The sequence below is a fragment of the Planococcus sp. ISL-109 genome (genome assembly GCF_018613655.1).
Taxonomy (GTDB): Bacteria; Bacillota; Bacilli; order Bacillales_A; family Planococcaceae; genus Planococcus.
The window spans coordinates 912,432-938,574 of record NZ_JAGGPW010000004.1; the positions used below are offsets into that span (position 1 = coordinate 912,432).

Annotated in this window: 23 protein-coding genes and 1 other annotated feature; of the genes, 2 read left to right on the forward strand and 21 right to left on the reverse strand. The window is 50.2% G+C overall.

Features of this window, described 5'->3' with window-relative positions; translation table 11 throughout:
• Positions 1–48: 48 nt before the first annotated feature.
• The 15 genes from J7E21_RS06375 to J7E21_RS06445 form a co-directional block, all read right to left on the reverse strand.
• Entirely contained in the window at positions 49–804 is a 756-nt protein-coding gene (locus J7E21_RS06375; RefSeq protein WP_215105753.1) for a prepilin peptidase, read from the reverse strand.
• A 74-nt stretch (positions 805–878) separates the two neighbouring features.
• Entirely contained in the window at positions 879–1,637 is a 759-nt protein-coding gene (locus J7E21_RS06380) for a type II secretion system protein M (RefSeq protein ID WP_215105755.1), read from the reverse strand.
• Positions 1,634–2,359, reverse strand: a complete 726-nt coding sequence (locus J7E21_RS06385; RefSeq protein WP_215105757.1) for a PilN domain-containing protein — start codon at positions 2,357–2,359, stop codon at positions 1,634–1,636. Before J7E21_RS06385 ends, J7E21_RS06380 begins: the two co-directional genes overlap by 4 nt.
• Before the next feature lie 2 nt (positions 2,360–2,361).
• A complete protein-coding gene (gene pilM, locus J7E21_RS06390) occupies positions 2,362–3,297 on the reverse strand; it encodes a type IV pilus biogenesis protein PilM (protein WP_215105759.1) in 936 nt (311 codons plus the stop codon).
• A 43-nt stretch (positions 3,298–3,340) separates the two neighbouring features.
• A complete protein-coding gene (locus tag J7E21_RS06395) occupies positions 3,341–3,760 on the reverse strand; it encodes a prepilin-type N-terminal cleavage/methylation domain-containing protein (protein WP_215105761.1) in 420 nt (139 codons plus the stop codon).
• 134 nt (positions 3,761–3,894) lie between these two features.
• Positions 3,895–5,106: a type II secretion system F family protein gene (locus J7E21_RS06400; RefSeq protein ID WP_215105763.1), complete on the reverse strand. Its 1,212-nt coding sequence runs from the start codon at positions 5,104–5,106 to the stop codon at positions 3,895–3,897.
• Positions 5,107–6,159, reverse strand: coding sequence for a type IV pilus twitching motility protein PilT (locus J7E21_RS06405; RefSeq protein WP_215105764.1), 1,053 nt, complete (start codon positions 6,157–6,159; stop codon positions 5,107–5,109). It lies immediately after the preceding gene.
• Position 6,160: 1 nt separating this feature from the next.
• Positions 6,161–7,819: a GspE/PulE family protein gene (locus tag J7E21_RS06410; protein WP_215105766.1), complete on the reverse strand. Its 1,659-nt coding sequence runs from the start codon at positions 7,817–7,819 to the stop codon at positions 6,161–6,163.
• 22 nt (positions 7,820–7,841) lie between these two features.
• Entirely contained in the window at positions 7,842–9,353 is a 1,512-nt protein-coding gene (locus tag J7E21_RS06415) for a VanW family protein (protein ID WP_215105768.1), read from the reverse strand.
• Between the two features lies 1 nt (position 9,354).
• Complete coding sequence (locus tag J7E21_RS06420; RefSeq protein ID WP_215105770.1) at positions 9,355–9,789, reverse strand: hypothetical protein; 435 nt, start codon at positions 9,787–9,789, stop codon at positions 9,355–9,357.
• Between the two features lie 33 nt (positions 9,790–9,822).
• A complete protein-coding gene (locus tag J7E21_RS06425) occupies positions 9,823–11,355 on the reverse strand; it encodes a hypothetical protein (protein WP_215105772.1) in 1,533 nt (510 codons plus the stop codon).
• Positions 11,356–11,365: 10 nt separating this feature from the next.
• On the reverse strand, positions 11,366–11,824 hold the full coding sequence (locus J7E21_RS06430) for a prepilin-type N-terminal cleavage/methylation domain-containing protein (protein ID WP_215105774.1): 459 nt from the start codon (positions 11,822–11,824) through the stop codon (positions 11,366–11,368).
• Positions 11,824–12,342: a type IV pilus modification PilV family protein gene (locus J7E21_RS06435; RefSeq protein ID WP_215105775.1), complete on the reverse strand. Its 519-nt coding sequence runs from the start codon at positions 12,340–12,342 to the stop codon at positions 11,824–11,826. The genes J7E21_RS06430 and J7E21_RS06435 overlap by 1 nt, the downstream gene beginning before the upstream one ends.
• A 219-nt stretch (positions 12,343–12,561) precedes the next feature.
• Positions 12,562–14,265: a sensor domain-containing diguanylate cyclase gene (locus J7E21_RS06440; RefSeq protein ID WP_215105777.1), complete on the reverse strand. Its 1,704-nt coding sequence runs from the start codon at positions 14,263–14,265 to the stop codon at positions 12,562–12,564.
• Positions 14,266–14,291: 26 nt separating this feature from the next.
• Positions 14,292–15,488 (reverse strand): bifunctional folylpolyglutamate synthase/dihydrofolate synthase, encoded by a 1,197-nt coding sequence (locus tag J7E21_RS06445; RefSeq protein WP_215105778.1) that lies wholly within the window; start codon positions 15,486–15,488, stop codon positions 14,292–14,294.
• Between the two features lie 70 nt (positions 15,489–15,558).
• Between J7E21_RS06445 and J7E21_RS06450 the strand changes: the two genes are divergently transcribed.
• Positions 15,559–16,422 carry an ATP-grasp domain-containing protein gene (locus tag J7E21_RS06450; protein ID WP_215105780.1) on the forward strand — a complete coding sequence of 288 codons (864 nt, stop codon included), beginning with the start codon at positions 15,559–15,561 and terminating at the stop codon, positions 16,420–16,422.
• A complete protein-coding gene (locus J7E21_RS06455; protein WP_215105782.1) occupies positions 16,419–17,213 on the forward strand; it encodes an ATP-grasp domain-containing protein in 795 nt (264 codons plus the stop codon). Before J7E21_RS06450 ends, J7E21_RS06455 begins: the two co-directional genes overlap by 4 nt.
• 387 nt (positions 17,214–17,600) lie before the next feature.
• Here the strand turns inward: J7E21_RS06455 and J7E21_RS06460 are convergent, their stop codons facing one another.
• The 6 genes from J7E21_RS06460 to hemC all read right to left on the reverse strand — a co-directional run bounded on the left by J7E21_RS06460 (position 17,601) and on the right by hemC (position 26,134).
• On the reverse strand, positions 17,601–20,234 hold the full coding sequence (locus J7E21_RS06460) for a valine--tRNA ligase (protein WP_215105784.1): 2,634 nt from the start codon (positions 20,232–20,234) through the stop codon (positions 17,601–17,603).
• 81 nt (positions 20,235–20,315) lie between these two features.
• Positions 20,316–20,533, reverse strand: a binding site (T-box leader).
• Between the two features lie 21 nt (positions 20,534–20,554).
• Positions 20,555–21,622, reverse strand: coding sequence for an AbrB family transcriptional regulator (locus J7E21_RS06465; RefSeq protein WP_353047732.1), 1,068 nt, complete (start codon positions 21,620–21,622; stop codon positions 20,555–20,557).
• 638 nt (positions 21,623–22,260) lie between these two features.
• Positions 22,261–23,547 (reverse strand): glutamate-1-semialdehyde 2,1-aminomutase, encoded by a 1,287-nt coding sequence (gene hemL, locus J7E21_RS06470; RefSeq protein ID WP_215105787.1) that lies wholly within the window; start codon positions 23,545–23,547, stop codon positions 22,261–22,263.
• A gap of 1 nt (position 23,548) precedes the next feature.
• On the reverse strand, positions 23,549–24,529 hold the full coding sequence (gene hemB, locus J7E21_RS06475; protein ID WP_215105789.1) for a porphobilinogen synthase: 981 nt from the start codon (positions 24,527–24,529) through the stop codon (positions 23,549–23,551).
• Entirely contained in the window at positions 24,526–25,212 is a 687-nt protein-coding gene (locus tag J7E21_RS06480) for a uroporphyrinogen-III synthase (RefSeq protein ID WP_215105791.1), read from the reverse strand. Before J7E21_RS06480 ends, hemB begins: the two co-directional genes overlap by 4 nt.
• Complete coding sequence (gene hemC, locus J7E21_RS06485; protein WP_215105793.1) at positions 25,205–26,134, reverse strand: hydroxymethylbilane synthase; 930 nt, start codon at positions 26,132–26,134, stop codon at positions 25,205–25,207. The genes J7E21_RS06480 and hemC overlap by 8 nt, the downstream gene beginning before the upstream one ends.
• Positions 26,135–26,143 lie beyond the last annotated feature (9 nt).

Consider the following 26,143-nt stretch of genomic DNA (forward strand, 5'->3'; position numbering starts at 1 on the left):
GTAGTTTTGAGTGTTTTCAGTTTTACAGTTTACATAATATTAATATGTCTACATTACTAAATTCACATACCAGCCGATCCATTGCTCGCCCCAAAAATAGACGAGTACGGCGGCGAGTGCGATGGATGGGCCGAACGGGATCGGTGTTTTGCGCCCTTGCTTGCGGATGCGCAAAATGACGATGCCGACGATTGCGCCGATGAACGATGCGAGGAACAAGGTCAATAATGTCCCCGCTGCACCTAACACTAAGCCGATGACGAAAAACAGTTTGATGTCGCCGCCGCCCATGCCGCCTTTTGAAAGTACCGCGATCAGCAGCAAAACGGAAAATCCGACGAGCGCGCCTAACAGTGAATCCCACCACGGGTCGAGCGGGACGGCAAATCTTAGTGCGAGCAGTACCGCCGCAAACGGCAACAGCACTTTATCCGGAATGAGCATATAGGCGATGTCCGACACCGTGATGATGACGAGCATCGACACGAACAATAAGCCGACAATGAGATCCGGCGTGAAGCCGAACTTCAAGAACACAGCGGTGAACAAAACGGCGGTGATCGCTTCCATGAGCGGGTAGACCCAGTGGATCGATGCGCCGCAACTCCGGCATTTGCCGCGCAGGAATAAATAAGAGAACACCGGCACCAGGTCAAGTGCCGTCAGCCGACGGTCGCAATTCGTGCAATGGGACGGCGGATAGGCGATCGATTCATTTTTCGGCACGCGCAGTCCGACGACGTTATAAAACGAGCCGAACACGAGCCCGAAGACAGAAGCAAAAACAGAATAGACAGCAATCATAATGTCCCTCTTTCATTAGTGAATTTTCGTAGCGTTTTCAAACAAAGAGAAAAGGAAATCACAATGATTTCCTTTTAGTCTCCTTGAGATGCACTTTCTTCGACGGTGATGTCCAGATCGATTTCGAGGTCTGGGTCAATCTCTTCTTCCTCTTCGTCGATTGCGAACTCTGTGCCGTCATTGGCCGGCAATGGATCTTGCTTGTTGGCAGGCGCAGGTGCATCAATTTTCGGCACTGTATCGCCTAACGCGATCAAGTCGGGACGGTAGTAAGCCGCGAACGACAATGTCACTTGCAGGCGTTCGGTTTCTTCGACCACTTCACGAATTTCTGGGTTGGCGCCGAAATTGATCGACTCGACCACAAGTATGCGTTCCATCGTTTCGATTTCGGAGATGAAAGCGGTAATTTCATTATAATCTTCTGCCGTAAACGTCACGGTCGTTTCCACTTCTTTTAAGTTTTCCAAGCCTTCGACAGGAACCGGAAGCGCAACATCGGCTTCCGTCAGAGAAATCGCTTCAACGCGTGTGCCGGACAATAGTTCCGCCTCTTCGATCTGCAGCACCATCAATTCCGACAACGGATCGATCGATACCTTTTTCTGCAGCTCGAGCGTGCTGACAGATTCCCCTTCCGGCAGCTCTTTTACTTGCGTTTGCAGCGCCATCAGCACGTCGCGTTCAGAACCCAGCGATTGCTGGGCTAGTTCGCGGGCTTCTTTAGCCGGTGCATAGACCAGGAAGTAGGCGTAAAGTACGAGAGCTAATAAGAAGAATACGGCGAGTGCGATGAGCGCTTTTTCTTTTTGGCTTTTCGTCATGCTGCTCATGCGGCGTCATCTCCTGATTCCTCTGTCTCTACGTCCACATCGACTTCCACGTCAGTTTCTTCAGTTTCGGTCGTTTCCGGCGTTGCTTCTTCGATAGGCTCGACAGCTTCAGCGGCTTCACCATCCGCCGCTTCTTCGTCGCCTTCAACCGGAATGCGTTCGTCCTGGAAGATCAATGTATACGTCGCCAAAAAACGCGGCTCGCTCGGCTCAACGATAACTTCTCCTTCTTCTGCTTCTTCAAAAACTTCCGTTGCGACGCTATCAAGCGTTGCAGATGCCAGCAATTCCGACGCTTTTAATTGCGCCAAATAATAAGCCGACTCGCGGGATGCATCGAATTGAACGGTCAGTTGCGCTTGGTCAAGTCCTGTATAGGAGAAAGTTTGGAAAAAGCCGCGCGCCGGAAGCAGCGACACAAGTTCTTCAAGCAGCGGAATGGTATCAAATTGATAGCTTTCTGCCCATTCGACCGTTGACTGGAGCTGCTGCTCTTCGTTCATGCCTTCTCGCGCTTCGAGTTCGGCACGGATTTCGGTTTGTTCGGCGATAACCGCGTCCGTCTGGGCTTGTATCGCCTGCTGTTCGTTCGCCTCAGCTTTCGCCATCATGCCAAGCACCGCCCAAATGATAACGGCAAGCAATAAAATCGCGACCGCCGCGATTAAAACAGCGGGGCGGTCGCGCTCTTTTTGGGGCAGTAAATTTATATCGACTAACATCTCTACACCTCTTTCAACGCAAGGCCAATCGCACGGTTGAATCTCGGCGGCACGATTCTGTCGCCCGCTTCGATTCCGAGCTTCACAAGCGGATTGACATCCAGTTGAAGCCGCTCAGCCAAACGTCCGCAAAATGCTTTCCAATCGCCGAACTCGCCGTTGCAAATAACTTTCGTGATGCCTTGTTCGCCTTCGTTCATATTATAACGGTAGAAATTGCCGAGCTTCTCGGCTTCTTCTTCGACCGCCACCAATAGCTGCATTGGATCTGTCGGGTCGGTAACGAGCACTTCAAGATCGACAGGCCGCATGAACATCGGGAAATGTTCGTGGAAAATCGACACGGTCATTTTCTTTCCTTGAATGTCGATCAACATAATGTGCTCGTCTTCCGAAATGTCGTGTTCGAGATACGCCAACCGGTACAAAGCGAGCGGGGCGATATCCGCGACGAGCGGCTTGAGCTTAACGCCGTCAAAAGCGTCTTCGTAATCTTTGATCACCGATTCTTTGGATGCGATGATGATCGCTTCTGGTTCGTCGGTATCCGGGTGGTATGGCACCACGTCGAATACAGGGTCTTCGAATGGCAAGTATAATGTCGAACCGATTTCGATAAAGAAATGCCCTTTTAATTCGTCGGCTTCGACGTCTTCGGGGTAAGGAACTTTGCGGATAATAACAAATTCGTCAGGGGCGAGGAATCGGACTGACTTTTTGGAGAGACCCCACTGATTGACAGCCTTACCGAGTTCCGCAATTAGCGCTTCCGGGTCGGCGATTTTGCCGCTGTCCATGATACCGTCGGGAAGAAAAATCTCTTCCGCCTGGATCAGTGACACCGGCTCCGCCGACTTCAGCTCAACGTAGCGGATTGCATCTTCTTCTATCGTAATCGTCGCTACGCGCGCTTTTTTCTGGAAAAACAGTAAGGCCATTTGATCAGCTCCTAATTAAATCTAAATCATTTAAATATCTTTATTATGGATTCACTAATGCTTTAAAGTCTGCTGCAGATAACTCACTTAATTCTGCATTAGTTTTAGCAGCAAGAGTTTTCTCAACACCACTAATTTCAAATTTTCCTGCCACAGTTAGTACATTTGTAGTTCCTACTTTAGCAAATGTTAAAGTTTTAATAGATCCTTTATCAGCAAAATAATCAGCTGTTAATTGTGCTTCAGTAGGAACAGCTCCTTCTTCAGCTACATAAAGGTTTGCAGCAGCAATTGCATTTTGGAAATCAGCTTTTGCAGCTCCATAACGACTGTTCTCAATAATGTTCCCAATCGCTGGAATTGCAATTGCCGCGATAATCGCAATGATAACGATAACTGCTAAAAGCTCAATCAAAGTCATACCCTTCTGGTCTTTTAATTTCTTTTGTAAAAATTTCTTCATTCTCTTTTCCCCCTGTCATATTGTTAAGTAAGTACTAGATTAGCACAACTTTATTATACCAATGGTCACGCATTAAACAATATCTATTTGGTTATTTTTTTAGAAATATTTTCTTTTTATTTTCTCTAAAACACCTACATATTATCTACATTATTAAACATTTCAAACATCGGCATCATAATCGCTAAGACAATAGTCCCAACAAGCGCAGCTAGAAAGACAATCATTAGCGGCTCAATCAAAGCCTTCAATCGATCTGTCTCCGCTTCTACTTCCTTCTCGTAAAATTCCGCTACTTTCGCAAGCATATGATCCAAGGAACCTGTCTGTTCACCGATTGCGATCATGTGCGGGATAAGCGGAGGAAATGCCCAATGCTGTTTCATTGGAGCTGTAAGAGAGCCGCCGCGCTCCAATGAATCGCGCGATGCGAGCAGCACTTTCGACATGACGGCGTTGCCGACAACTTTTTCGGTCATTGTCATCGCTTGCAAGATCGGCACGGAACTGGTGAAGAGAGAACTGAGCGTCCGTGTCAAGCGAGCGAGCGCTGACTTCTGCAGCAGCTTTCCGAAGATCGGAATCTTCAAAACGAGCGTATCGAGGATCATGCGCCCTTGTGCGCTCTTTTTCATGAGCCAAATGGTTCCGACAAAGAGTCCTACAAACAAGATGAGCAAATACCAGTACTGAACCGTAAAATCACTAGCCTCCATAACGATCTGTGTGATAAGCGGCAATTCCCCGCCGAACCCTTGAAACATATCAACGAACATCGGCACGATGGAAGACAGCAGGAAAATAACGACGGCAATCGCTATTATGCCGACGACGACCGGATAACTCATCGCCGAGATGACTTTCTGCCTCGTCTGGTACGCTTTATCGTAATGCGTAGCAAGACGGTCAAGCGAGTCATCGATATTCCCAGACAGTTCCCCCGCCCTGACCAAGTTGACCGTCAGCGGTTCAAACACTTTCGGATATTTTGCGAGCGAATCCGATAAGGAATTTCCTTTCCTCAGTTCTTCTTCGATTTCCGCGAGCGTTTTGCGCAGCGCTTTTGATTCGACTTGTTGTGACAAAATCTTGACCGAGTCGACGATGGTGACACCGGCGCGCATGAGTGTCGAAAACTGGCGCAGGAACATGATGAACTGGTCGCGTTTGACCGGGCTGCCGAAGGTGATGTCTTTTTGCAGCGTTCCGACCGGCACTTCCCTGATGTCGATGACGCGTATGCCTTCTTCGCGCAATTTCTGCACCGCTTCTTTACGGTTACCGGAGGTGATAAAGCCGGCGCGCACTTTCTTGCGGTCACGCCCTTCGTATTTAAAGCGCGCCACTTACTCCTCGCCTCCGATCAAATAAGGTGCCGCGACTAGTTTCGAAATGCGCCCTTTATTGAGCAGCTCCTGCACCGAGGTCTGCATGAGATGCATGCCCGCCGCCCGGTTGGTCAAGATGACGTTCGGAATTTGGTGGACTTTTTCGGTGCGGATCAAGTTGGCGATCGCTGTATTGTGGATCATGATTTCGGTCGCGGCGACGCGTCCCTTGCCGTCGGCTGTCGGAAGCAGGCGCTGCGAGATGACCGCCTTAAGAATGCCGCCGAGCTGCGTACGGATTTGCGCGTGCTGCTCCGGCGGGAATACATCGATGATCCGCTCGACGGTCGATGCCGCGCTCGACGTATGCAGCGTACCCATGACCAAGTGGCCGGTTTCGGCGGCGGTGATGGCAGTGGTAATCGTCTCGAGATCACGCATTTCTCCGACCAAAATGACGTCGGGATCTTGACGCAAGGCTGCGCGAAGTCCGTTGGCGAACGAATTTGTATCAAAGCCGACTTCACGCTGGTCGATGACCGAAGTGCCGTGTTTGTGCATATACTCGATCGGGTCTTCTAAAGTGATGATGTGCTTGGTCATGTTTTCGTTCATATAGCGGATCATCGCCGCCAAGGTCGTCGATTTTCCGGAGCCGGTCGGGCCGGTGACGAGAATGAGTCCTTGGTGCGTATCGGACAGCTTCTTCAACGTGTCCGGCATTTTCAAATCATCGATCGACGGGATGACCGTCGGGATCGTCCGGAATGCGTGAGAAATCGAGCCGCGCTGGTGGAACGTGTTAACGCGGAAACGGGCGACGCCGGGAATCGAGTAGGAATAATCCATCTCGCCTTTTTCGATGAATGTGTCCCATAGGCTTTCGGGCATGAGGGCTCTGGCGATCGCTTCGGTGTCTTCCGGCATGAGCCGCTCCTCACCGTAGCGCTTCAATGTGCCGTGCATGCGGAAGACGGGCGGAATGCCTGTCGTCATGTGGATATCGGACACATCAAGTTCACGTGCCGAGGTCAGTACTTTGTCGATAAATTGGATAGCCGTATCAGTCATATTAGTCACTCATGGCAACGCGGAGCACTTCTTCCGTCGTCGTCATGCCCTCCTTTACTTTTAATAAGCCGTCATCGATCAAAAAGATCGTCTTGTTGGCGACGGCAATTTTACGGATTTCTGCGGCAGTGCCGCCGCGGTTGATGACGTCTTTGATCGCATCGTCGACGACGAGCACTTCGTGTATCGCCATGCGGCCTTTATAGCCGCTCATATTGCATTGCGAACAGCCTGTACCGCGAGTGATCGTCTCGATGGAGATGCCACGTCTTTGGAAAATTTCCTTCTCGCGGACAGTGGCCGGCTGGATTTCACGACAGTCCCGGCACACGCGGCGGATCAAACGCTGTGCGATGACCGCGTTGAGCGAGGCGGTGACGAGAAACGGTTCGATGCCCATGTCCATCAGACGGGTGATGGAGGCGATCGAGTCGTTCGTGTGGATCGTGCTCAAAACCAAGTGTCCTGTCAGTGAAGCACGGATCGAGATGTCGGCCGTTTCTTTGTCGCGGATTTCCCCGACCATGACGATGTCCGGATCCTGGCGCAGAATCGACCGCAGCCCTGCGGCGAAACTCAAGCCGACGTTGGCGTTCACTTGGATTTGGTTGATGCCCTCTAACTGATACTCCACCGGGTCTTCGACGGTGATGATATTGACCTCTTCGGAATTGAGTTTGTTGAGTGCCGCGTACAAAGTCGATGATTTACCGGAACCGGTCGGGCCCGAAATGAGGACGATGCCGTTCGGCTTATCGATTTCGTGCATAAAGCGTTCCATATTGGTGGCGTTAAAGCCGAGTTTGGAGATATCGGTCAAGTTCTGGCTCAAATCCAAAATCCGCATAACGATTTTTTCACCGAACACCGTCGGCAGCGACGATACCCGCAGATCGATTGCCCGGAAGTCGACCGTTGTCTTGATGCGGCCATCTTGCGGGATGCGGTTTTCGGTAATGTCGAGATTGGCCAGGATTTTGATGCGCGCGGTGACCATTTGTTGCATCGTTTTCGGCAACACCCGCTCTGTCCGCAGCGTGCCGTCGATGCGGTAGCGCACGACCAGCTTGCCTTCATGCGGATCAAGGTGGACGTCGGACGCTTTCATCGACACGGCGTTCGACAATAATTGATTGACCAGCCGCACGATCGGCGCGTCGAGGTCGGTCAGTTCATCGGTTTTTTCTTCGTTCATCGCCGGCAAATCCTCGAGCAATTCATCGTACGATTCTTCTTCGTAATATTTGGCGATCGTCTTCAAGATGTCTTCTTTCGACGCGATGGTCGGCTCGATCTGGAAACCGGTCGCCAGACGCAAATCGTCGATCGTGATGAAATCGGTCGGATCAGTCATGGCGATGAACAATTTATCGCCTTCAGTTTTCAGCGGCACGAGCAATTTGCGCTTGGCGAATTCTTTTGGCACGACGTTAAAGAGCATTGGGTCGAAAGGATAGCGGAACAGCGTGACGTGCGGTATGCCGAGCTGCATTTCAAGCGTTTCAATCAATTGCTGTTCTGTGATGAGCCCTCGTGCCAATAACGCATCGCCGAGTTTTTGATCGGTCGTCTTGACGTCGAGCGTTCCTTGAAGATCTTGTTGCGTCAGCAATCCTTGCTCGACGAGTATATCGCCGAGCCTTTTGCGTTTGATGGCCATGCTACTCCCCCTTTCTGCTCAGTTACGGCTGAACCCGTTTGCCGCCTTTATCATATTGCGCTTCCTTGTCGGAATTTGTGTCATCGTCTGTTTCAGGGTTGTTTTCTCCACCTGATGACGGGTTAGCAGAGTCGTCCCCTTCAGTGCCTGGAATGACCGTACCGTCCGGCAAGATCGTGCCTTCTTCATAGGTGAGTTCCGCCGGATCGTGGATGCCGTTATTGTTTGTGTCGATAAAGTCCGGGTCTCCAGGCACGGGCCAGTCAATCGTATCGCCTTCTCCGTAAGTGAGTTCGGCTGCGTCATGGATACCGTTATTGTTGATGTCGACAAAGTCTGGGTCTCCCGGTACAGGCCAGTCGACGACGGTGTCGCCTTCTGTCGCAGGCGCTTCCGGCTGCGTCAGCGGATATACTTCGACGCGGTGCACCGGCGGGTAGAAATCGCTGGAAACTGGCTCGACTTCTACTTCCTTGCCGTCTTCTAAAATGGCGCGGACCACTTCGATGCGTTTGCCGTCGCGTCCTTCTTCGCGCACTTCATTGCCGCTCGAGACGAATGCACTGAATTGCTTGATGAGCCTTGGCTCTATTTCTACGTCGCTTGCTATGGAAATATCATAAATGTGAACGAATGGCAGGCCGTGGATCGATGCCATCAATTCGCCGTTTTGCACATACGTATTCAATGTAAAGCTGCTGGCATTTGGGTTGGAGAATGCAAAATCAACACCGAGCGACCGGTTGATGGCCGCTTCTTCCCCTGCAGGCACATTTTCCGGCACAGATTCACCAATGCTGCGCTGTTCGACGAGAAAATTGGTCCGCAGCATCGCGCCGTAAATGGCGGATGCGATTTCGGTCAGTTCAGCGTCTGTCGCTTCAAGCAATGTCAATTCCTCCAGCGTCGTTAAAAAGGAGAAGGTTTCGTTCGGCGCAAGCACTGTTCCGTCAAGTGACTCGAGCACCTGCAGGGCATCGGCTGTTTCTAAGCTATGCGAAAAACTGGTCTGTGCCACGACGTCCGGTCGCATTTCCAATGCGTCACTGCTGATGTCGGCGCGCGACACCGCCTGGCCGCCTTCTAGCGCGTCTTCCAGCTGAAGGTGGATATTGGCGATATCCGCTTCTGTAAACGGAATGCCGTTAAATTGTTTTTTCAAAAATGACCGCGTTTGCGATTCGGATAAATCAAAAATGAAATGATTTTGTGAGCCGCTCTGTGCACGCTCCATTGTTTCATCAAGCGAGATTTCCACATCTTTCAACGGATATTGCGCGGTTTCATCCAAATACGTGACATGCAGCTCTGCCGACTCACGGAATGTCGCGGCTTGCGTCACAAACATCGACTTGGCATCTGCCACTGCCATATTGGAAACATCGGTTGTGCCGATATACGTGTATTCGCCGTATTTTGCCGACGGAAAGATCCATTCATCGACGGCGTATGCGCCTGCATTCGCCGTTCCAAATACCAAAATGGCGGCCCCGAACACGCCGCCGAACACTTTTCCAAATTGCTTGTTGTCCATCTTAATTCCCCTTTCCGACCGGGCCGATGGACTCCATGCCAAATACCTTCTCGGGTTTCTCTGTTGGTGATTCTTGTTGTGCTTGTGCGGGTTGTTCGACTATTTGCTCAGGCTGTTTCAAAGCTTGCGCTTGTTTCGGTTCTTCCCGCACTTGATTCCTCAGTGCCTGACGTTCCGCTTTTAGTCGGTCTTTCTCGAGCTGCTCGCGCTCTTCAACTTTCATATATAACAGAGCCGTGACAAGAGACAAGCCGAGAATTGCAAGAAAGCTCATATGCCATGCGAAGTTGCCTTGCATCCACAGCGCGATTGCCGCAGCAAACAAGCTGCCGATCGCGATGATGTACATTTTTTTCTTGTTTTGCGCTTTCCCTAAAAATACGGTCGCGGTCATAATTGCCGCGGCCAGTATGACCCAAATCAATAGTTTAATCATTGTTTCTCCCCCTTACGCCGTGCATGTTTCTTTTTAATATTCCACTTCCATGCCAAATCCGGACCCGATCGGTTCAGGTACCGACACATCGATCGGCACAATTTTGCTATCTTTCATCGAGATTCCACAGTTTTCTAGAAATGTAGAATAATCGTTGTATCGAGTTACGTATATGCTGGTCATGGTATGTTCGATTTTATCAACTTTAACTGTCCGGTCATGACCGTTTTTATCCACTAGCTTGAATTGTTTATTAGGATCGGCCGTATAATAAATCAAATGCCCACTATCTGAAAAGTCCACTTCCTGAGCCAGCCGGTCGAGATCGCTTTGATTGATGCGGTCAATATCCAAACACAGATTCGAATGGTTTGACACTTCAATATGGTTTTTCCATTCAATACGAGCTTTTTTCGAGGAATCGGCATAGCCCAATATGAGGAAATTGGTATTAAACATATTCTTTAAATTGACGTCAACATCAAGTTCCTTAACGACGATCGTCTGTTTCTCCCCATTTTTTCCAAGGTTGATAATGTTATTGCCGACAGACAACTTACCGTTAATAATCAAATTGGCGTTGATTAAATTGTTCATATTGTTCGGTGCACCTGCGTCGCTTTCGTTGACGACGATGCTGATGCCTTCAAAGTCGGTGTTATTGCAATTCGGATTACAGACATATTTTTTATAATCGTCTGTATAGACACGGAAATCTTTTGGGTCCATATCAGCATCGAGACTCGCCAAAAAACCTTGCAAAGTTTCAGTGCCAGTCGCTTTACATTCAAACGGTGCCTCCGCCTTGTTGTTTCTGACTGCTGTTAATAAATCGGCGCACGAAATGCTTGGAGGTGTCAGCGAAAACACTTTGTCATAAGTTAGATCCTCATCCTCTTCAATAACGACTGTGTTGACTTTTCGAGTCTCCGAGCTGTTCAAAAAGCTGTCTGGGATTTCCACTTGGAACGTAGCTCTCAATTCTTTTTGTGTGCCGTTCGAATGGCCTTCAACATCCAACTGGACCTGCACCCATTTCACTGCTTTATCGGTGATGAGCAGATCTTCGACATTCTTTTCGGCTGCGTTCAGCTTTATGGCGGCGGCCGATTTCACTTGGTAATTTACTTCTTCAGTGTCAAACGGTGTTTCTTCACCGGCCAGCTTTAAACTATCCAGCTCGGAGCTTTTTTCCAAGATATTCTGTACATACAAATTTTTCATGTCCAAATCGATTTTTTCTTCCCACGCCGTCCGTTCCGCTTCAGTATCACACAAGGCGCCGATTGGCTGTTCGATGCACAGAATCAGTTCGTTCAAGCGCAATTGGGTTTCCTGCTGCATTTCTTCTTTTAATAATTTCAGTTCGCGCTCAAAATCCGAGCTGTAGAAGATTGTCCCCATTTCGGCAGCGGCAACAGCTTGGTTCGTCGTATCGACGGTCGCTTCCTGTCTTGCATGGTTCAATGAACCCGCCATAAATGTAGCGGCGAGGCTCATGAACAGCACGATGATCAATAAGACGATGACGAGCGCATAACCTTGGTCGTTTTTCATATTCTTCATAAGGCGCCTCCTATGGCCGATCTGTGCGGATGCGTGTCAAAGTCGTCTGGATACTCAAGCTTCGGCCGTTTCTGGTTAATTCCAACTGAATGTTGGTATGTTCTTTTTTCGGTTCGATCAGTGCGGATTCATTCGGTGCACTGACGCCGTTGATGACAGTGCCTGAAAAATCATAGGCTTTGTCGAGCACCGGTTCAAAATCGCCGCATCCTGACTCACTGCAAGTTTGAAGTAATAATTGATCATTCTGAAATTGAATCTTATAGCTGTCGCTTTGGCGGTGGGCTGCTGATAGTTGTGAAATCATGATATTGGCGTCTTGCTGGATTTCTGTTTTGCTCGTCTCTGCTGTCGTGTGCTTCATGCCGATCGACAGCGCCGTCCATGCGGCTGTCGCGATGATCGACACGAGCAGCAATGCGGCCAATACTTCAACAAGACTGACTCCTTTTTCACCGAGTTTTGGCATCAGTTTTGTGCCTCCACGCGATATTGGAGAAAGCCATACGTTTCACTACTGATGCGGCCGTCTTGATAAATCTTCAGATGGGCTTTATGGAGTTGTGCAAGAGACGGGTCGTCGCATTTCAGCAAACTCGTCTCCGTTTCGGTGAGAAACGGCGTGCAAGCAAGTTCGATATCGACTTCATACGTATAGCCATCCTGCTTTTCAAAACGCACATAACCGTTTTGTTGTGAAACTTTTGTATAGGACAAGCTGATCATGGTTTGCTCGTATTTATCTGCGAACTCCTCATAAATGACCGGGTCTTCTTCACTGCGATCTCCTAGCCAGTCCGAAGTTGAAATAGCGGCCATTTCCTGCCGCGCAAGATTCATCGTATCCAGTTTCGCTTCTGTTTTATTGGTGAATAAGGTCATTTGTGGGAAAACGGTCATGATGCCGATAAAGACTATTCCGAGAATCACAAGAGCCGCCAGCACTTCGACAAGCGTCAACCCTTTTTCAGTTTTCAACTGTTTCATACGCGCACCCCTCAAGTGAGACCTTTTTTATGGATGATTTTTACTATTAGTGATTGCTTTATAACTATATCTATGTCCAATTTTATTATTGCATGTTTTTGCTGTTTTGACACGGGGTTTTTACAGGAAAATCTATTCTTTTTATTATTTATTTAGCTATTGTTTCCATTTTTAGTAAGAAAAAAAGACTACAGCATCGGCCGAAGCCGTTCTGTAGTCTTATTTTGTGTAAGCTGCCACTCGGTTCCGCCCCGCCTGCTTGGCACCGGTATAAAGCGCGCGGTCGGCGTTGCGGATGATCGCCATCCCGTCATCTCCGTCTTCCGGAGCAGTAGAGACGCCGATGCTCATCGTAATGTGGAGCGTTTCGGTCTTGTGTTCATTTTGTATGCTTTGCTGAATGGTGAACGGAGTTTCAGCGATTTGTTTGCGCAGATTTTCTGCGAGAACTAAAGCGAGCTCCTTACTATAATGTGGCAGCAAGACGACGAACTCTTCTCCGCCGTAGCGGGCAAGCGTTCCTTCTTCCCCGACCGCCTGCTTTAACAAGTCGGCCAGCTGGATGAGGATTTCGTTGCCGCTTTGATGGCCATACTTATCATTGACTCCTTTGAACCAATCGATGTCCATCATGATCAGCGACAGCTGGTCCAACGCGCCGGTTTCGATTTTCTTCATGCAGCGTTCGAGCGTTTCATCCAAATAGCGGTAATTATAGAGCTTGGTCAACCCGCAGCGTTCGCTTTTGTCGATGACATTTTCCATATAGCCGGCTTTCTCGAGCGATACAGCAAAGTACGTACTCAAGATTTCCATGATCTGCAATTGATTGGCCGAAAAGGCAAACTCTTTTCTCGATCCGACCAATAGCACACCCTCTATCTTATTGTTGCGGGAAATGGGTGTTGCCATGATGCTTTCGAGATCTTTCGGCAGCTGCACCGTGGCCAATTCGATCCACTGTTTCTGCTTGCCGAACAACAGCGGTGCATTTTGAGCGATCACTTGCCCGGCGATGCCTTTCGTATACGGAACCGCAGGAATGTCCATTTCGACCAAACGGCCGTCTTGAAAAATCCGCATGACGAGCAGCTGGCTTTTCCGGTAATCGATGACGTACGCATAATCGGTCTTGAACATCGTTGCGACATGTTTGATGAATTGGTCGATCACTTCATCCTGCGACAAACGGTCTGCGAGCTGATGGCCGATATTGCCCGCTTTTTTCAAGTCGATATTGATTTTCTCCGAACTGTTATATAAACGCAGCACGACCGTCATGACCATAAACGGCAAGCCAAGCAGCACCAAGGCATAAACCCCGATCGAAGCATCGAGCACGTAAAGTGTAATCGCATACGGGAAAATCAGCAGCGTGATGAGGAAATCCCAAATCGAATCGAGTGAAATGAATGATTTCGGACTTTTCGTCAGTACGTCGTCTGCGTATAGATACAAATGATTGGCCGTTAAATAAATGAGCTGATAAAGCAAGCCATACAAAACGATATGCGCAAAGTTTGTCGAGCCGATCTCGCCGCCTGCAAAGAAGAAAACAAGCCCGGAGAATGCCGACAAGACGAAAAACATGAGTGAATTGAACGTAAAACGCTCGCTTCTTGCGACTGCGTTTCTCGTGCGGAACAACAACACCAACATCGTCAATTGCGACATAAGAATCTCGATGAACAATCCGTACTTAAGGAATACAGCAATAGTCACCCACTGGACGAGATACATCGGCGTACCATTAATATTAAGCGGCAATAACGCCGTCACCACAGCAAATGCAGCAAACGCCACTAATTCCCATTCAAACAGGACTTCCGGTGGATAATATTGATAAGTCAAATACAAGCCGGCAGGGACGACCAATGCCCAAAGCATCCACAAAAGCCATTGCCTTTTTTTATTGCTGTCCATCACATCTACTCCTCAAGGGATCCACATTAGCTTGTCACATTTTGATAATCCCTCAAAAATGGAATACCCGGCTTGCGCATGGCCGAAAGTAAATATAACGAACCCGTGACTATAGTCACGGCGTTTTTTTCTGTTACAGGTAATATATCATATAAGTTTTTAGTTGTCTTTATTTTACTGTTGCTTGCAAAAAATAATTTCTCCGCAGGCAACGCACGCGCATTGGAGAAGTCGACAAACACAAAGTCATCGCTGACTGTTTCCAGTTGGCGGAGCACTCTTTCATACGCTTTATCACTCAGCATGCCGAGCACGATGCGCACGTGTTTTTCAGGAAATTCAGAACGAATCGTCTCCACCAGTGCATCGATGCTGGCCTCGTTATGCGCCCCGTCAAAAACAAGTCCAGGCGCGGCCGTTTCAAATCGGTAAGCAAGTTCAGCCATGGACAAGGCTTTTTGTGCAAGCTGCGGCTGAAACTCGAGTTGCAGCAATTCCTTTGCGGCTTCTAGTGCGAGCTGTGCGTTCCATTTTTGATGCGCACCTTTCAGTTTCATCTCGCCTTCATGCGGGCATGCCGGTACGAGGAGCTCGGCGTGCTTGAGCTTCGCTTCCTGGCGGATCACAGCCATCGCCCGCTCCTCGATCGGCCCTGCAATGACCGGCCGCCATTTTTTGATGATGCCCGCTTTATGGAAGGCGATATCTTCGATTTGATCGCCGAGAAAGTTAGTATGTTCTTTTGAAATCGATGGAATGATTGCGATTTCCGGGTCGATGACGTTGGTCGAGTCAAAGCGCCCGCCCATACCCGCTTCAATGATGACGATATCGGGTGCGGCGTTGCGGAAGTGCAGGAATGCCGCCGCCGTCAGCAGTTCGAAATCCGTCAGCGCTGTTTTCACCCCGGCCAGTTCGCCCATGACTCTATCCAACGCTTTTTGTAAAATCGGCTCGGCGTCCACTTGAATCTGATCGTGAAGGTCGATGATGCCCGGCGAATAAAAGGTTCCCACCGTTTTGCCATGCACACGCAACACCGCAGACAACAGCGCCGCTGTCGAGCCTTTGCCGTTGGTGCCCGCAATATGGACGAAACGCCCTTGCCTGTGCGGATTCCCGAGTTCCTCGAGTGCAGAACCGATGGCATCCAGTCCTGGTTTGATGGCGTTTTCTGTCTCGATGTTCCATTCTTCTTTGTATAGGTCCAGTCCATTAATCATTTTCTAACCTCAATTCTTATCAACGTGATACACTTTTTTAGTATGAGTATATCACGAAGGTGGAATGGATATGTTGAGTTGTTGGGTCATCTATAACGGAAGCCTCGTTTCCGATAAATTCGAAGATCAAGCGCAATTGGTCAGTGATGCGGCCAAACGCCAAGGAATCACAGTGGAAATCAAAAAGAATTACGAAATCCAGATGTCACTCGGTGAACCGCAGCAGTTTCCGGATTTCGCTATTCTACTCGATAAAGACATCCTGCTCGGCTATTTTTTGAAAAGCCGCGGCGTGCCGGTCTATAACGAGCCGGCGGTCATCGATTTGTGCGACAACAAGGCGACGCAATACATCCGCCTCGCAGAACAAAACATCCCGATGCCGCAAACGATCGTCGCCCCGAAAGTTTATCCGAAGTTCTCGATACGGAATTCTGGCTATTTCGAAGGCGTCATAAATAAACTTGGATTGCCGATGATCATTAAAGAAGGCCATGGCTCATTCGGCATGAAAGTGTATTTGATCGAAACGAAAAATGAGTTTTTTGATAAAGTCGAAAGCTTGTCCGGCATCGATTATGTATTCCAGGAATTTATCGAGCATAGCCGCGGGCGCGACATCCGCGTCAATATCGTCGGTGATTCGATCGTTGCGGCGATGAAACGCCAGTCCGACACTGATTTCCGGGCGAACATCACCAACGGCGGACGCGCTTTCCCAGTCGAGCTGACCCAAGACCAAGAGCAGCTCGCACTAGATGCGGCAAGAGCGGTCGGAGCGGTGTTTGCCGGCGTCGACCTGCTATACGCTCCGGACGGACAGACGCTTGTCTGTGAAGTGAATGCCGCCGCCCATATTCGCAATATCCTAAACGTCACCGGCGTCAACGTCGCAGATGCGATGATCATCTATATCCAGGAGGATCTGGCATGATCGTCTTGTATGAAATGGAAGCCGCCAACAGCAACGCCGGCTTTATCGATGAACTGAAACGCTTTTTCTCGGTCGATTTGCTCGTGTGGGACGACTGGAGCGACGACGGACTCGAAGCCTTAGCAGACCGGACGAAGGATCAGTTTGTGTTATTTCGCGTGCGCCGTCCGCATGCTGCCAGGTTTTTGGAAGACCGCGGCGTGCGCCTCATCAACCGCGCCGAAGTCAACCGCATCGCCAATGACAAGTGGAAAAGCTTTCAATTGTTCCAGTTGCTCGGCCTTCCCGCGATCCCGACTTACCGCTCAGCCCCCGAATACCCGTGCATCGCTAAAACGGCGGATGGCCATGGCGGCGCGGAAGTGTGGCTGCTCGAATCGGAAAAGGATCTGCCAGCCATTGATGTTCCCCTCCTCTACCAGCCGGTCTTGCCCCATCTAGCGGACGTCCGGGCTTACGTCATCGGGACAGAAATCGTCGGTGCGGTAAAGCGCAGCGCACAAGACAATTTCAAAGCGAATTACTCGCTCGGCGCAGCGGTCGAACGCTTTGAATTGACTGCTGCGCAACGTAGGGATGTCGGAAAAATCGCCAAAGCGCTTCACAGCGATTACCTCGGCGTGGATTTCCTTTTGCTCGAAGACGGTCGCCATTTGTTCAATGAACTTGAAGACCCAGTCGGCGCCCGCTCATTCTATAAAACGCACGACGAAAATATTGCACAACTATTAGCACAGCATGTCACGAAACTTGAAAAGGAATATCCGTTTCGAGAGCAAGACTTAAATTAAAAACTTGCTCCTTATTTCATTCCGTTCCAACCGGACGCTTTCCGCGGATACGGGCTCAGCCGCTTCCTTCGCTTTGCTCAGTCCAGGGTCTTCAGCTCGCACTGTTTCCGCAGGAGGCGCCGTCTTTCACTACGTTTTGAATAAGTTTTATAAAAAAGTTAAGTTACTGTTGTTTTGGTTTAACGACCCTAAATCGCTACTTGCCATAATAAATGAGCTGACCTAGTGGGTTGGAGAAGTGTTCGCTCAACTCCTGCGGAAAAGCGAGACGACCGAGACCCCGCGAGCCCGCGGAAAGCGAGCGATAAGCTTCGGAAAATACGCTTTTCAAGAGTTTCTCATCAACCATAAAAAAGCGATTCCCAAATTCGGGAATCGCTTTTTGTCTTATAGGTTCTTCAATTCTTCCATGCGTTTTTCAACGGTCGCATGCTTTTCAATATAATCCGCTTGTTTCTTGCGTTCTTCTTCCACTACCGCTTCCGGCGCTTTCGACACGAAGCGTTCGTTCGATAGTTTGCCTTCCACGAGTTTGACTTCTTTCGCCCATTTATCGAGTTCTTTTTGCAGGCGTTTCAGCTCTTCTTCGATGTCGATCAAGCCTTCAAGCGGCATGAACAATTCCGCTCCAGACACGACCGCGGACATCGATTTTTCCGGTGCGTCGAGATTGTGCCCGATCGTCAAAGTTTCCGGGTTGCAGAAACGTTCGATATACGCCGCGTTTTCTTCGAGGACAGCGAGTGTCGCCGCGTCTTTCGCGCTGATGGTCATCGGCACTTTCTTGCTCATCGGTGACTGCACTTCCGCGCGGATCGTCCGTACCGAACGGATGACGTCCATCAACAGCTTCATGCTATTCGCTTTTTTGTTGTCGCTCAAAGCTGCATCGGCTGTCGGCCAAGCCGCAATCGTGATCGATTCGCCTTGAGTCGGCAAGTTCTGCCAAATTTCTTCCGTGATGAACGGCATGAACGGGTGAAGCAGGCGCATCGTGTTATCGAGCACGTATGCAAGAACCGAACGCGTCATTTGTTTCGCCTGTTCGTCTTCACCGTACAATGGCAATTTCGCCATCTCGATATACCAGTCACAGAAATCATCCCAGATAAAGTTGTAAAGCGAACGTCCAACTTCACCGAACTCATAGCGTTCCGCAAGATCTGTCACTTGTTCGATCGTTTCGTTGAGGCGCGTCAAGATCCACGTATCTGCCACGGATTTCTTGCCGGACAAATCAATGTCCTCATAGCGCATGCCTTCCATGTTCATCATCGCAAAACGAGAAGCGTTCCAGATTTTATTGGCAAAGTTCCAAACAGACTCCACTTTGTCGTTCGAGTAGCGCAGATCCTGCCCTGGTGAGGAGGCCGTCGCCAGGAAGTAGCGCAAGGAATCTGCGCCGTATTCCTTGATGACGTCCATCGGGTCAACGCCGTTACCGAGTGATTTCGACATTTTGCGGCCTTCCGCGTCGCGCACCAACCCGTGGATAAGTACGTCTTTAAACGGTTTTTCACCGGTGAACTCCAGCGCCTGGAAAATCATCCGTGATACCCAGAAGTTGATGATGTCATAACCGGTTACGAGTGCATCGGTCGGGTAGTAGCGGCTCAGTTCATCATTTTCTTCCGGCCAGCCGAGTGTCGAGAACGGCCATAAAGCAGATGAGAACCACGTATCGAGTACGTCTTCATCTTGCGTCCAGTTTTCAGCGTCTTCGGGTGCAGAATGCCCAACATAAATTTCGCCGGTTTCGTTATGGTACCAAGCCGGAATCTGATGTCCCCACCACAACTGGCGTGAAATGCACCAATCGCGGATGTTTTCCATCCAGTGCAAATAGGTTTTCTCGAAGCGTTCCGGCACAAAGTTGACGCCGTCTTCGCTCTTCTGGCTATCGACGGCAGCCTGTGCAAGCGGCTTCATGTCAACGAACCATTGCGTCGACAAATACGGTTCCACGACTGCACCGCTGCGCTCGGAATGGCCGACGGAATGGAGATGCTCTTCGATTTTGAATAGCACGCCCATATCCTGAAGGTCTTTGACGATTGCTTTGCGGCATTCGAAGCGGTCCATACCTTCGTATTTTCCGGCGTTTTCGTTCATCGTGCCGTCTTCGTGCATGATGAGTACGCGCTCCAAGTTGTGGCGATTGCCGATTTCAAAGTCGTTCGGGTCATGGGCCGGCGTGATTTTCACGGCGCCGCTTCCGAATTCCATGTCGACGTAATCATCCGCAACAATTTCCATTTCACGGCCGATGATCGGCAGCACTACTTTTTTGCCGATCAAATGCTGATAACGCTCGTCTTTCGGGTGAACCGCAACTGCAGTATCCCCGAGCATCGTTTCCGGACGAGTTGTCGCGACTTCGATATGTCCGCTGCCGTCAGCGAGCGGATAGCGCATATGATAAAACGCACCTTGCACGTCTTTATATATTACTTCGATATCGGAAATCGCTGTTTTGGTCGCCGGGTCCCAGTTGATGATGTATTTGCCGCGGTAGATCAGTTTCTTCTCATACAATTTAACGAAAACTTCCTGAACCGCTTTCGACAAGCCCGCGTCTAATGTAAATCGTTCGCGTGAATAATCGAGCCCGAGCCCGAGTTTCGACCATTGCTCGCGGATATGCCCTGCGTATTGTTCTTTCCATTTCCATGATTCTTCGAGGAACGCTTCACGTCCCATATCGTAGCGCGAGCGCCCTTCTTCTTTCAGCTTGCCTTCGACTTTCGCCTGCGTAGCGATGCCGGCATGGTCCATCCCCGGCAGCCACAATGCGTCATAGCCCTGCATGCGCTTCATGCGCGTCAGGATGTCCTGCAATGTTGTATCCCATGCGTGCCCCAAGTGGAGTTTCCCGGTAACGTTCGGCGGCGGGATGACGATCGTATACGGCGTCTTGTTGCTTTCTGGTTTCGCTTCGAAGAATTTGTTGTCCACCCACCAGTCGTAGCGTCCTTGTTCGATCGTTTGCGGTTCATATTTCGTTGATAATTGCTTGCTCATCCAAATTCCTCCTCTTGGCCCCAATTCGGCTCATTATACTGTCGAACTTGAAAATGAATACAAAAAAACTCCTGTCGTCTCGTAAAGGACGAAGGAGTTTTTCGCGGTACCACCTTTATACACAGGCAAATTGCGCCTGGCTCTCAAGTTCGATAACGGATTCGCATCCGGCTGCCGCTAATCTTTTCACGGCAACTGCTCCGAGGTGACATTCAAATGCGGTCCATGAAAGCCTCTCACCAAACGGCTCCCTCTCTGAAATGTTCCTGGCACTTTACTATCCTCTTCAACGCATAAATATCCTATTGCTCTTATTGTACTCAATAGCCCGATTTAGCGTCAAGCTTTTTCACGTAGTAGGATACGAGCGGAGCTGCGACGAGCAGGATAAAGAACAGCCGGAACAGATGGAAGCTCGTGACAAGCGGCACATCCGCTCCCGCTTCGAGCGCGGTGATGGTCATTTCCGCCATGCCGCCAGGAGCCGCACTCAAGAAGAAATCAAGGAACAGGTAGTCCGGCAACAGCCGTTCCAGCCCGTACGCGAGCCCCGCTGAAAACACGATCAACAACACCGTATTGAGGAAAACCGCGCCGGCTAAGCGGCTGTTCAGTGAATCGCCCAGTTTTTCCATCGACAAACCGAGATGCGTCCCGATCAATACTTGCGCGATGATGATGACGAGCGCCGGCAGATCGATAAGATCACTGCCGGTTACCGTCTGCACAACCGCCATCGCCAGCACCGGCGCCATCAATTCGCGCGCCGGAAACGAAATGCGCTTCATGAGCCAGTACAGCGCAAAGCCGAATACGAGTGCGATGCCGAGAGCATACGGTGAAAAGCGGAAGCTCATTTCCACCAGTTCACCAGCTGCACGTCCGGACAAAAAGCCGGCAGCGATTGGCACCGTAAAGACGATGAGCAAAATGCGGAAGGTCTGCATGACCGATACGACCGTCACATTGGCTGATTTCACTTCTTCCGCGATCAACACCATCTGCGACAAGCCGCCGGGCATCGAGCCGAGCAACGCCGTCGACAAATTCACGCGGGTCATGCGCTGGAACAACAAGCCGAGCAGCAAAGAAAACACGACGACCGCGATCGTCATGATGAACATATACGGCAAATCGGCAACCATCAGTAGGACCGATGCCTGCGTAAAGGATGCACCGATCTGGATGCCCAGCAGCAATAGCCCGAGTGTCCTGAACACTTTCGGCCAGTGGAACTCAAGTTCAGTCACTTGGCGCAAGATGAGAAATGCTGCCATCGGACCTAACAGCCACGGCAAGAACAGCCCAGTCAAGCTGAACAAAAAGCCAGCGCCGAGCGCGATGGCCAAAGTTAAGAGAAAACGTTTCACTAAACTACCAACTTTCACTAATTAAAATTCCAAGTAGTTTTATATTACCAGAAAATTGGACATAAAATGATTTTTAAAGAATCTTTTTCAATGTGGGACTGGAATCTATAGAAGCTGTTGATTTCCACTCCAGCGGTCGCTTTCCGCGGGCACGGCCTCAGCCGCTTCGTCGCTATCGCTAAAACCCGCCTGCTCAACTCTCACTGCATTCGAGCATCGCAAACGAATGTGCTCAGTTTCACTTCGCTCATTCGCTTGCAGGGTCTTTGACTCGTGTCGCTCCGTCGCGCTGCTCCATCACTGCTCCCGCTGGAGTCGCCGCTTCCATTTCAATCAACTCCTTTTCAACTTAAGACGAACCATAAAATATATTCTGATAGTAACATCTCAATATCAGCTGTGTGAATTATGCTAAAACTTATTTTAACGATGATAAAAAATGAAGCAAAACTGCGGAGACTCCCGCGGGAAAGCGAGACAGCCGAGACCCCGCAGGGAGCGAAGCGACCGAGGAGGCTTGGCGCTCGCCCGCAGGAAAGCGCAGCAGTTTTGCGAAATGTTTTAAAACTAAAAAATCAACTCAACTTATAATAGATAACAAAAAGCTGCCCCCTAAAGTCATTCAATATGACCTTCAGGGGGCAGCTTCATTTAATTTACTTCGCCAGTTTCGCAAATACTGTGTGGAATGCTTCTACTGTGCGTTCGATCTGTTCTGGTGTATGGGCAGTCGATAAGAACATGCCTTCAAACTGGGACGGCGGAAGGTAAATGCCTTCTTCTGCCATCAAACGGTAGTACTCCGCAAACAATGCCAGATCCGAGCTTGATGCCGTCTCGAAATCCACCACTTCCTGATCGGTGAAGAAAAAGCCGATCATCGAGCCTGCACGGTTGACGGTGTGCGGGATATTGTATTTTTCAGCTGCTTCGCGGAATCCTTTTTCGAGTTGGTCCGCACGTTCATTAAACGTGTCATAGCTCGCTTCGTTCAAGCGTGACAAAGTTTCGAATCCTGCACGCATCGCCAGCGGATTGCCGGACAAAGTGCCTGCTTGGTAGATTGAGCCGCTCGGTGCAACTTGTTCCATGATTTCGCGCTTGCCGCCGAATGCCCCGACAGGAAGCCCGCCCCCGATGACTTTGCCGAGGCACGTCATATCCGGGGTGACGCTGTAATGGCCTTGTGCACATGTGAAGCCGACGCGGAAACCGGTCATGACTTCATCGAAAATAAGCACGGTGCCGTTTTCGTGCGTCAAATTGCGCAGTTCTTGAAGAAAGCCTTCTGTCGGTGGGACGACGCCCATATTTCCGGCAACCGGCTCGACGATCACTGCCGCCAAATCTTCGCCGAATTCCTGGAACGCCACACGGACGCTCTCTAAGTCGTTATAAGGAACCGTGATCGTGTTTTTCGCGACCGATTCCGGAACGCCTGGTGAATCCGGCAATCCGAGTGTCGCAACACCCGACCCGGCTTTGATCAACAAGCTATCGCCGTGGCCGTGGTAGCAACCTTCGAACTTGAGGATCTTGTTGCGCCCGGTATAGCCGCGCGCCACGCGAAGTGCGCTCATCGTCGCCTCCGTACCGGACGATACCATGCGGATCATCTCGATCGACGGGACGCGTTCTTGAACGAGTTTAGCCATATCGTTTTCCAGCTCGGTCGGTGCGCCGAATGACGTGCCGAGTTCCGCCTGCTCCTGGATTGCTTTGACGACTTCCGGATGAGCGTGCCCGAGAATTAGCGGGCCCCATGACAAGACGTAATCGATATATGTATTGCCGTCGATGTCTGTGATGGTTGCGCCTTTACCGGATTGCATGAAAATCGGGTCCATATTGACCGATTTGAATGCCCGTACCGGACTGTTGACGCCGCCCGGCATTAAGGTTTTTGCTTCTTCGAATGCTTGTTTTGAACGTTCGTAACCCATATTATTTCCCCTCCAGCCAGCGTACCGCATCTTTTGCGTGGTACGACATGAGAATATCTGCGCCCGCACGTTTCATGCTGAGCAATGTTTCCAGGACGATTTTCTCCTCGTCGACCCAGCCGTTTTGTGCGGCTGCTTTGACCATGGCGTATTCTCCGGAAACGTTATAAGCGACAATCGGTATGTCGAAGTTATCGCGCACTTCGCGGATGATATCGAGATACGACAGGGCCGGTTTGACGATCATGAAATCCGCGCCTTCTGCCATGTCGGATGATGCTTCCCGCAGTGCTTCCATGCGGTTAGCCGGATCCATTTGGTAGGTTTTCCGGTCGCCGAATGTCGGTGTGCTATGAGCCGCTTCACGGAACGGCCCGTAATAAGCGGAAGCGTATTTCACGCCGTACGACATGATCGGAATGTGGCTGAATCCTGCCTGGTCGAGCCCGTAGCGGATCGCCGCGACAAAACCGTCCATCATATTCGACGGTGCGACGATGTCCGCTCCGGCTTTTGCCTGGGACACTGCCGTACGCGCCAGAAGATCGAGCGACTCGTCGTTCAGGATGACGCCGTCTTCGATGACACCGCAATGACCGTGGTCTGTGTATTGGCATAGGCACGTATCGGCGATGACAACAAGTTCTGGATGGCGCGCTTTCGCGAAACGGATGGCTTCTTGTGTGATCGCGTGGTCATGATAAGCTCCAGAGCCGACCGGATCTTTGTCTTTCGGAACGCCGAAAAGAATAACGGACGGAATGCCGAGTTCCACGACTTCGTCGAGTTCTTCGCCGAGGCGGTCGATCGAGTAATGATAAACTCCCGGCATGGATGAAATTTCATTTTTAACATTTTCGCCTTCAACGACAAATATCGGGTAAATGAAATCTTCTTTTTGAATAGACGTCTCACGCACCATTGCACGAAGGTTCGTTGAGCCGCGCAAACGGCGGTGGCGATCAAATTTCAAGTCTGTCATGAATTGCAACTTCCTTTCATTATTTCATGGATAATCTCTATATACGTATAAGTTTGCGGGCGGAAATGAACCGTGCCCCCCGCATCCAAAATTGCTCGTTCGGTAATATGCCCGATTGCCGCTGACTGGATGTTGCGGAAATCACCGCCTGCTTCGATATAGGCAGATACAGCTGACGGACTGGCGAAAATAATAATGACGCCCTCGAGTTCCGCCAGCTTTTTCGCGTGATCGCTTTGTTTCACCGTATCGTAGACGGTCCATTCATCAATCTCTAAAGGCATCGACAAAATGGTGTCTTTTGCCAGCGCTCCGCGCACAAACAAACAACGCTCAGTCCCCGCGATTTCGGGGAATTCCTGGACAAACACGTCAGCACTGAATGTGGATGGTATAAAGTCGACCGGGTAACCATGTGCTTCCAACAACTCAGCGGTCTTATCGCCGACAGCCGCGATTTTCGCTTGCGTTTTCAAGCCGAGGCGGCAAAAAGCTTCGGCGCTATTGCGGCTCGTAAAAATGAGCCAGCCGTAGCGGCCGAAATCAGGTGCATCGGTTTTTCGCAGCACCGTTTCGATGAGCGGCACATACTGTACGCTTGCGCCATGTTCGATCGCTAGCTGCTGCGCTTCTTTCGGCAAACGGCTGCCGGTAAAGATGATGACCGGTTGTTCTTTACACATTGCTTTCTGCGATGACGCGCTGAATCAAATCATAACCGCCTTGAGCGCTGATTTTTTCGGCTACGATGCGTCCCGCTTCGATCGGATCGGTTCCAGCAGCAGACTCTTTATACACTTGGTCGCCTTCTGGAGCAGCAATCAATCCGGTGAACGAAATTTCATCACCAGAAATCGTCGCATAACCTGCGATCGGCACTTGGCAGCTGCCGTTCATATCTTTCAGGAACTTTCGTTCTGCTGTTACGGCAAGTTCTGTTTCCTTGTCGTTCACTTTCGCCAGTTCTGCCAAAAGTTCTGCATCGTCCTCGCGGCATTCAATGGCAAGAGCGCCTTGTCCGATTGCCGGCAAGCAGTCTTCTGTTGACATGAATTCCGTTACAAGTTCATCGCCCCAGCCCATGCGTTTCAAGCCGGCTGCTGCGAGAATGATGGCATCAAAATCGCCAGCACGCAGCTTAGACAAGCGAGTGTCGATATTACCGCGAATCCACTGTACATCAAGGTCCGGGCGAAGCAGCAATAGCTGGGAGCTGCGTCGCAAGCTGCTCGTGCCAACAACAGCACCAACCGGCAACTCCATCAATTTCACATGGTCGTTTGCAATGTAAGCATCGCGCGGGTCTTCACGGTCTGGGATACAACCGATGACAAAGCCTTCAGGCAATACAGCCGGCATATCTTTCATGCTATGGACCGCAAAATCGATTTCTTGATCGCCCAGCGCCTGTTCGATTTCTTTGACGAAAAGGCCTTTGCCCCCAACTTTCGACAATTGGACATCCAAGATGCGGTCGCCTTTTGTGACGATTTCCTTGATCTCGAACTCGAACGGTGCCCCCGCCGCTTTCAATTTGTCGATGAATTGATTAGTTTGCGTTAACGCAAGCTTGCTTCTTCTAGAACCTACAATGATTTTTCTCAATTAAATCCT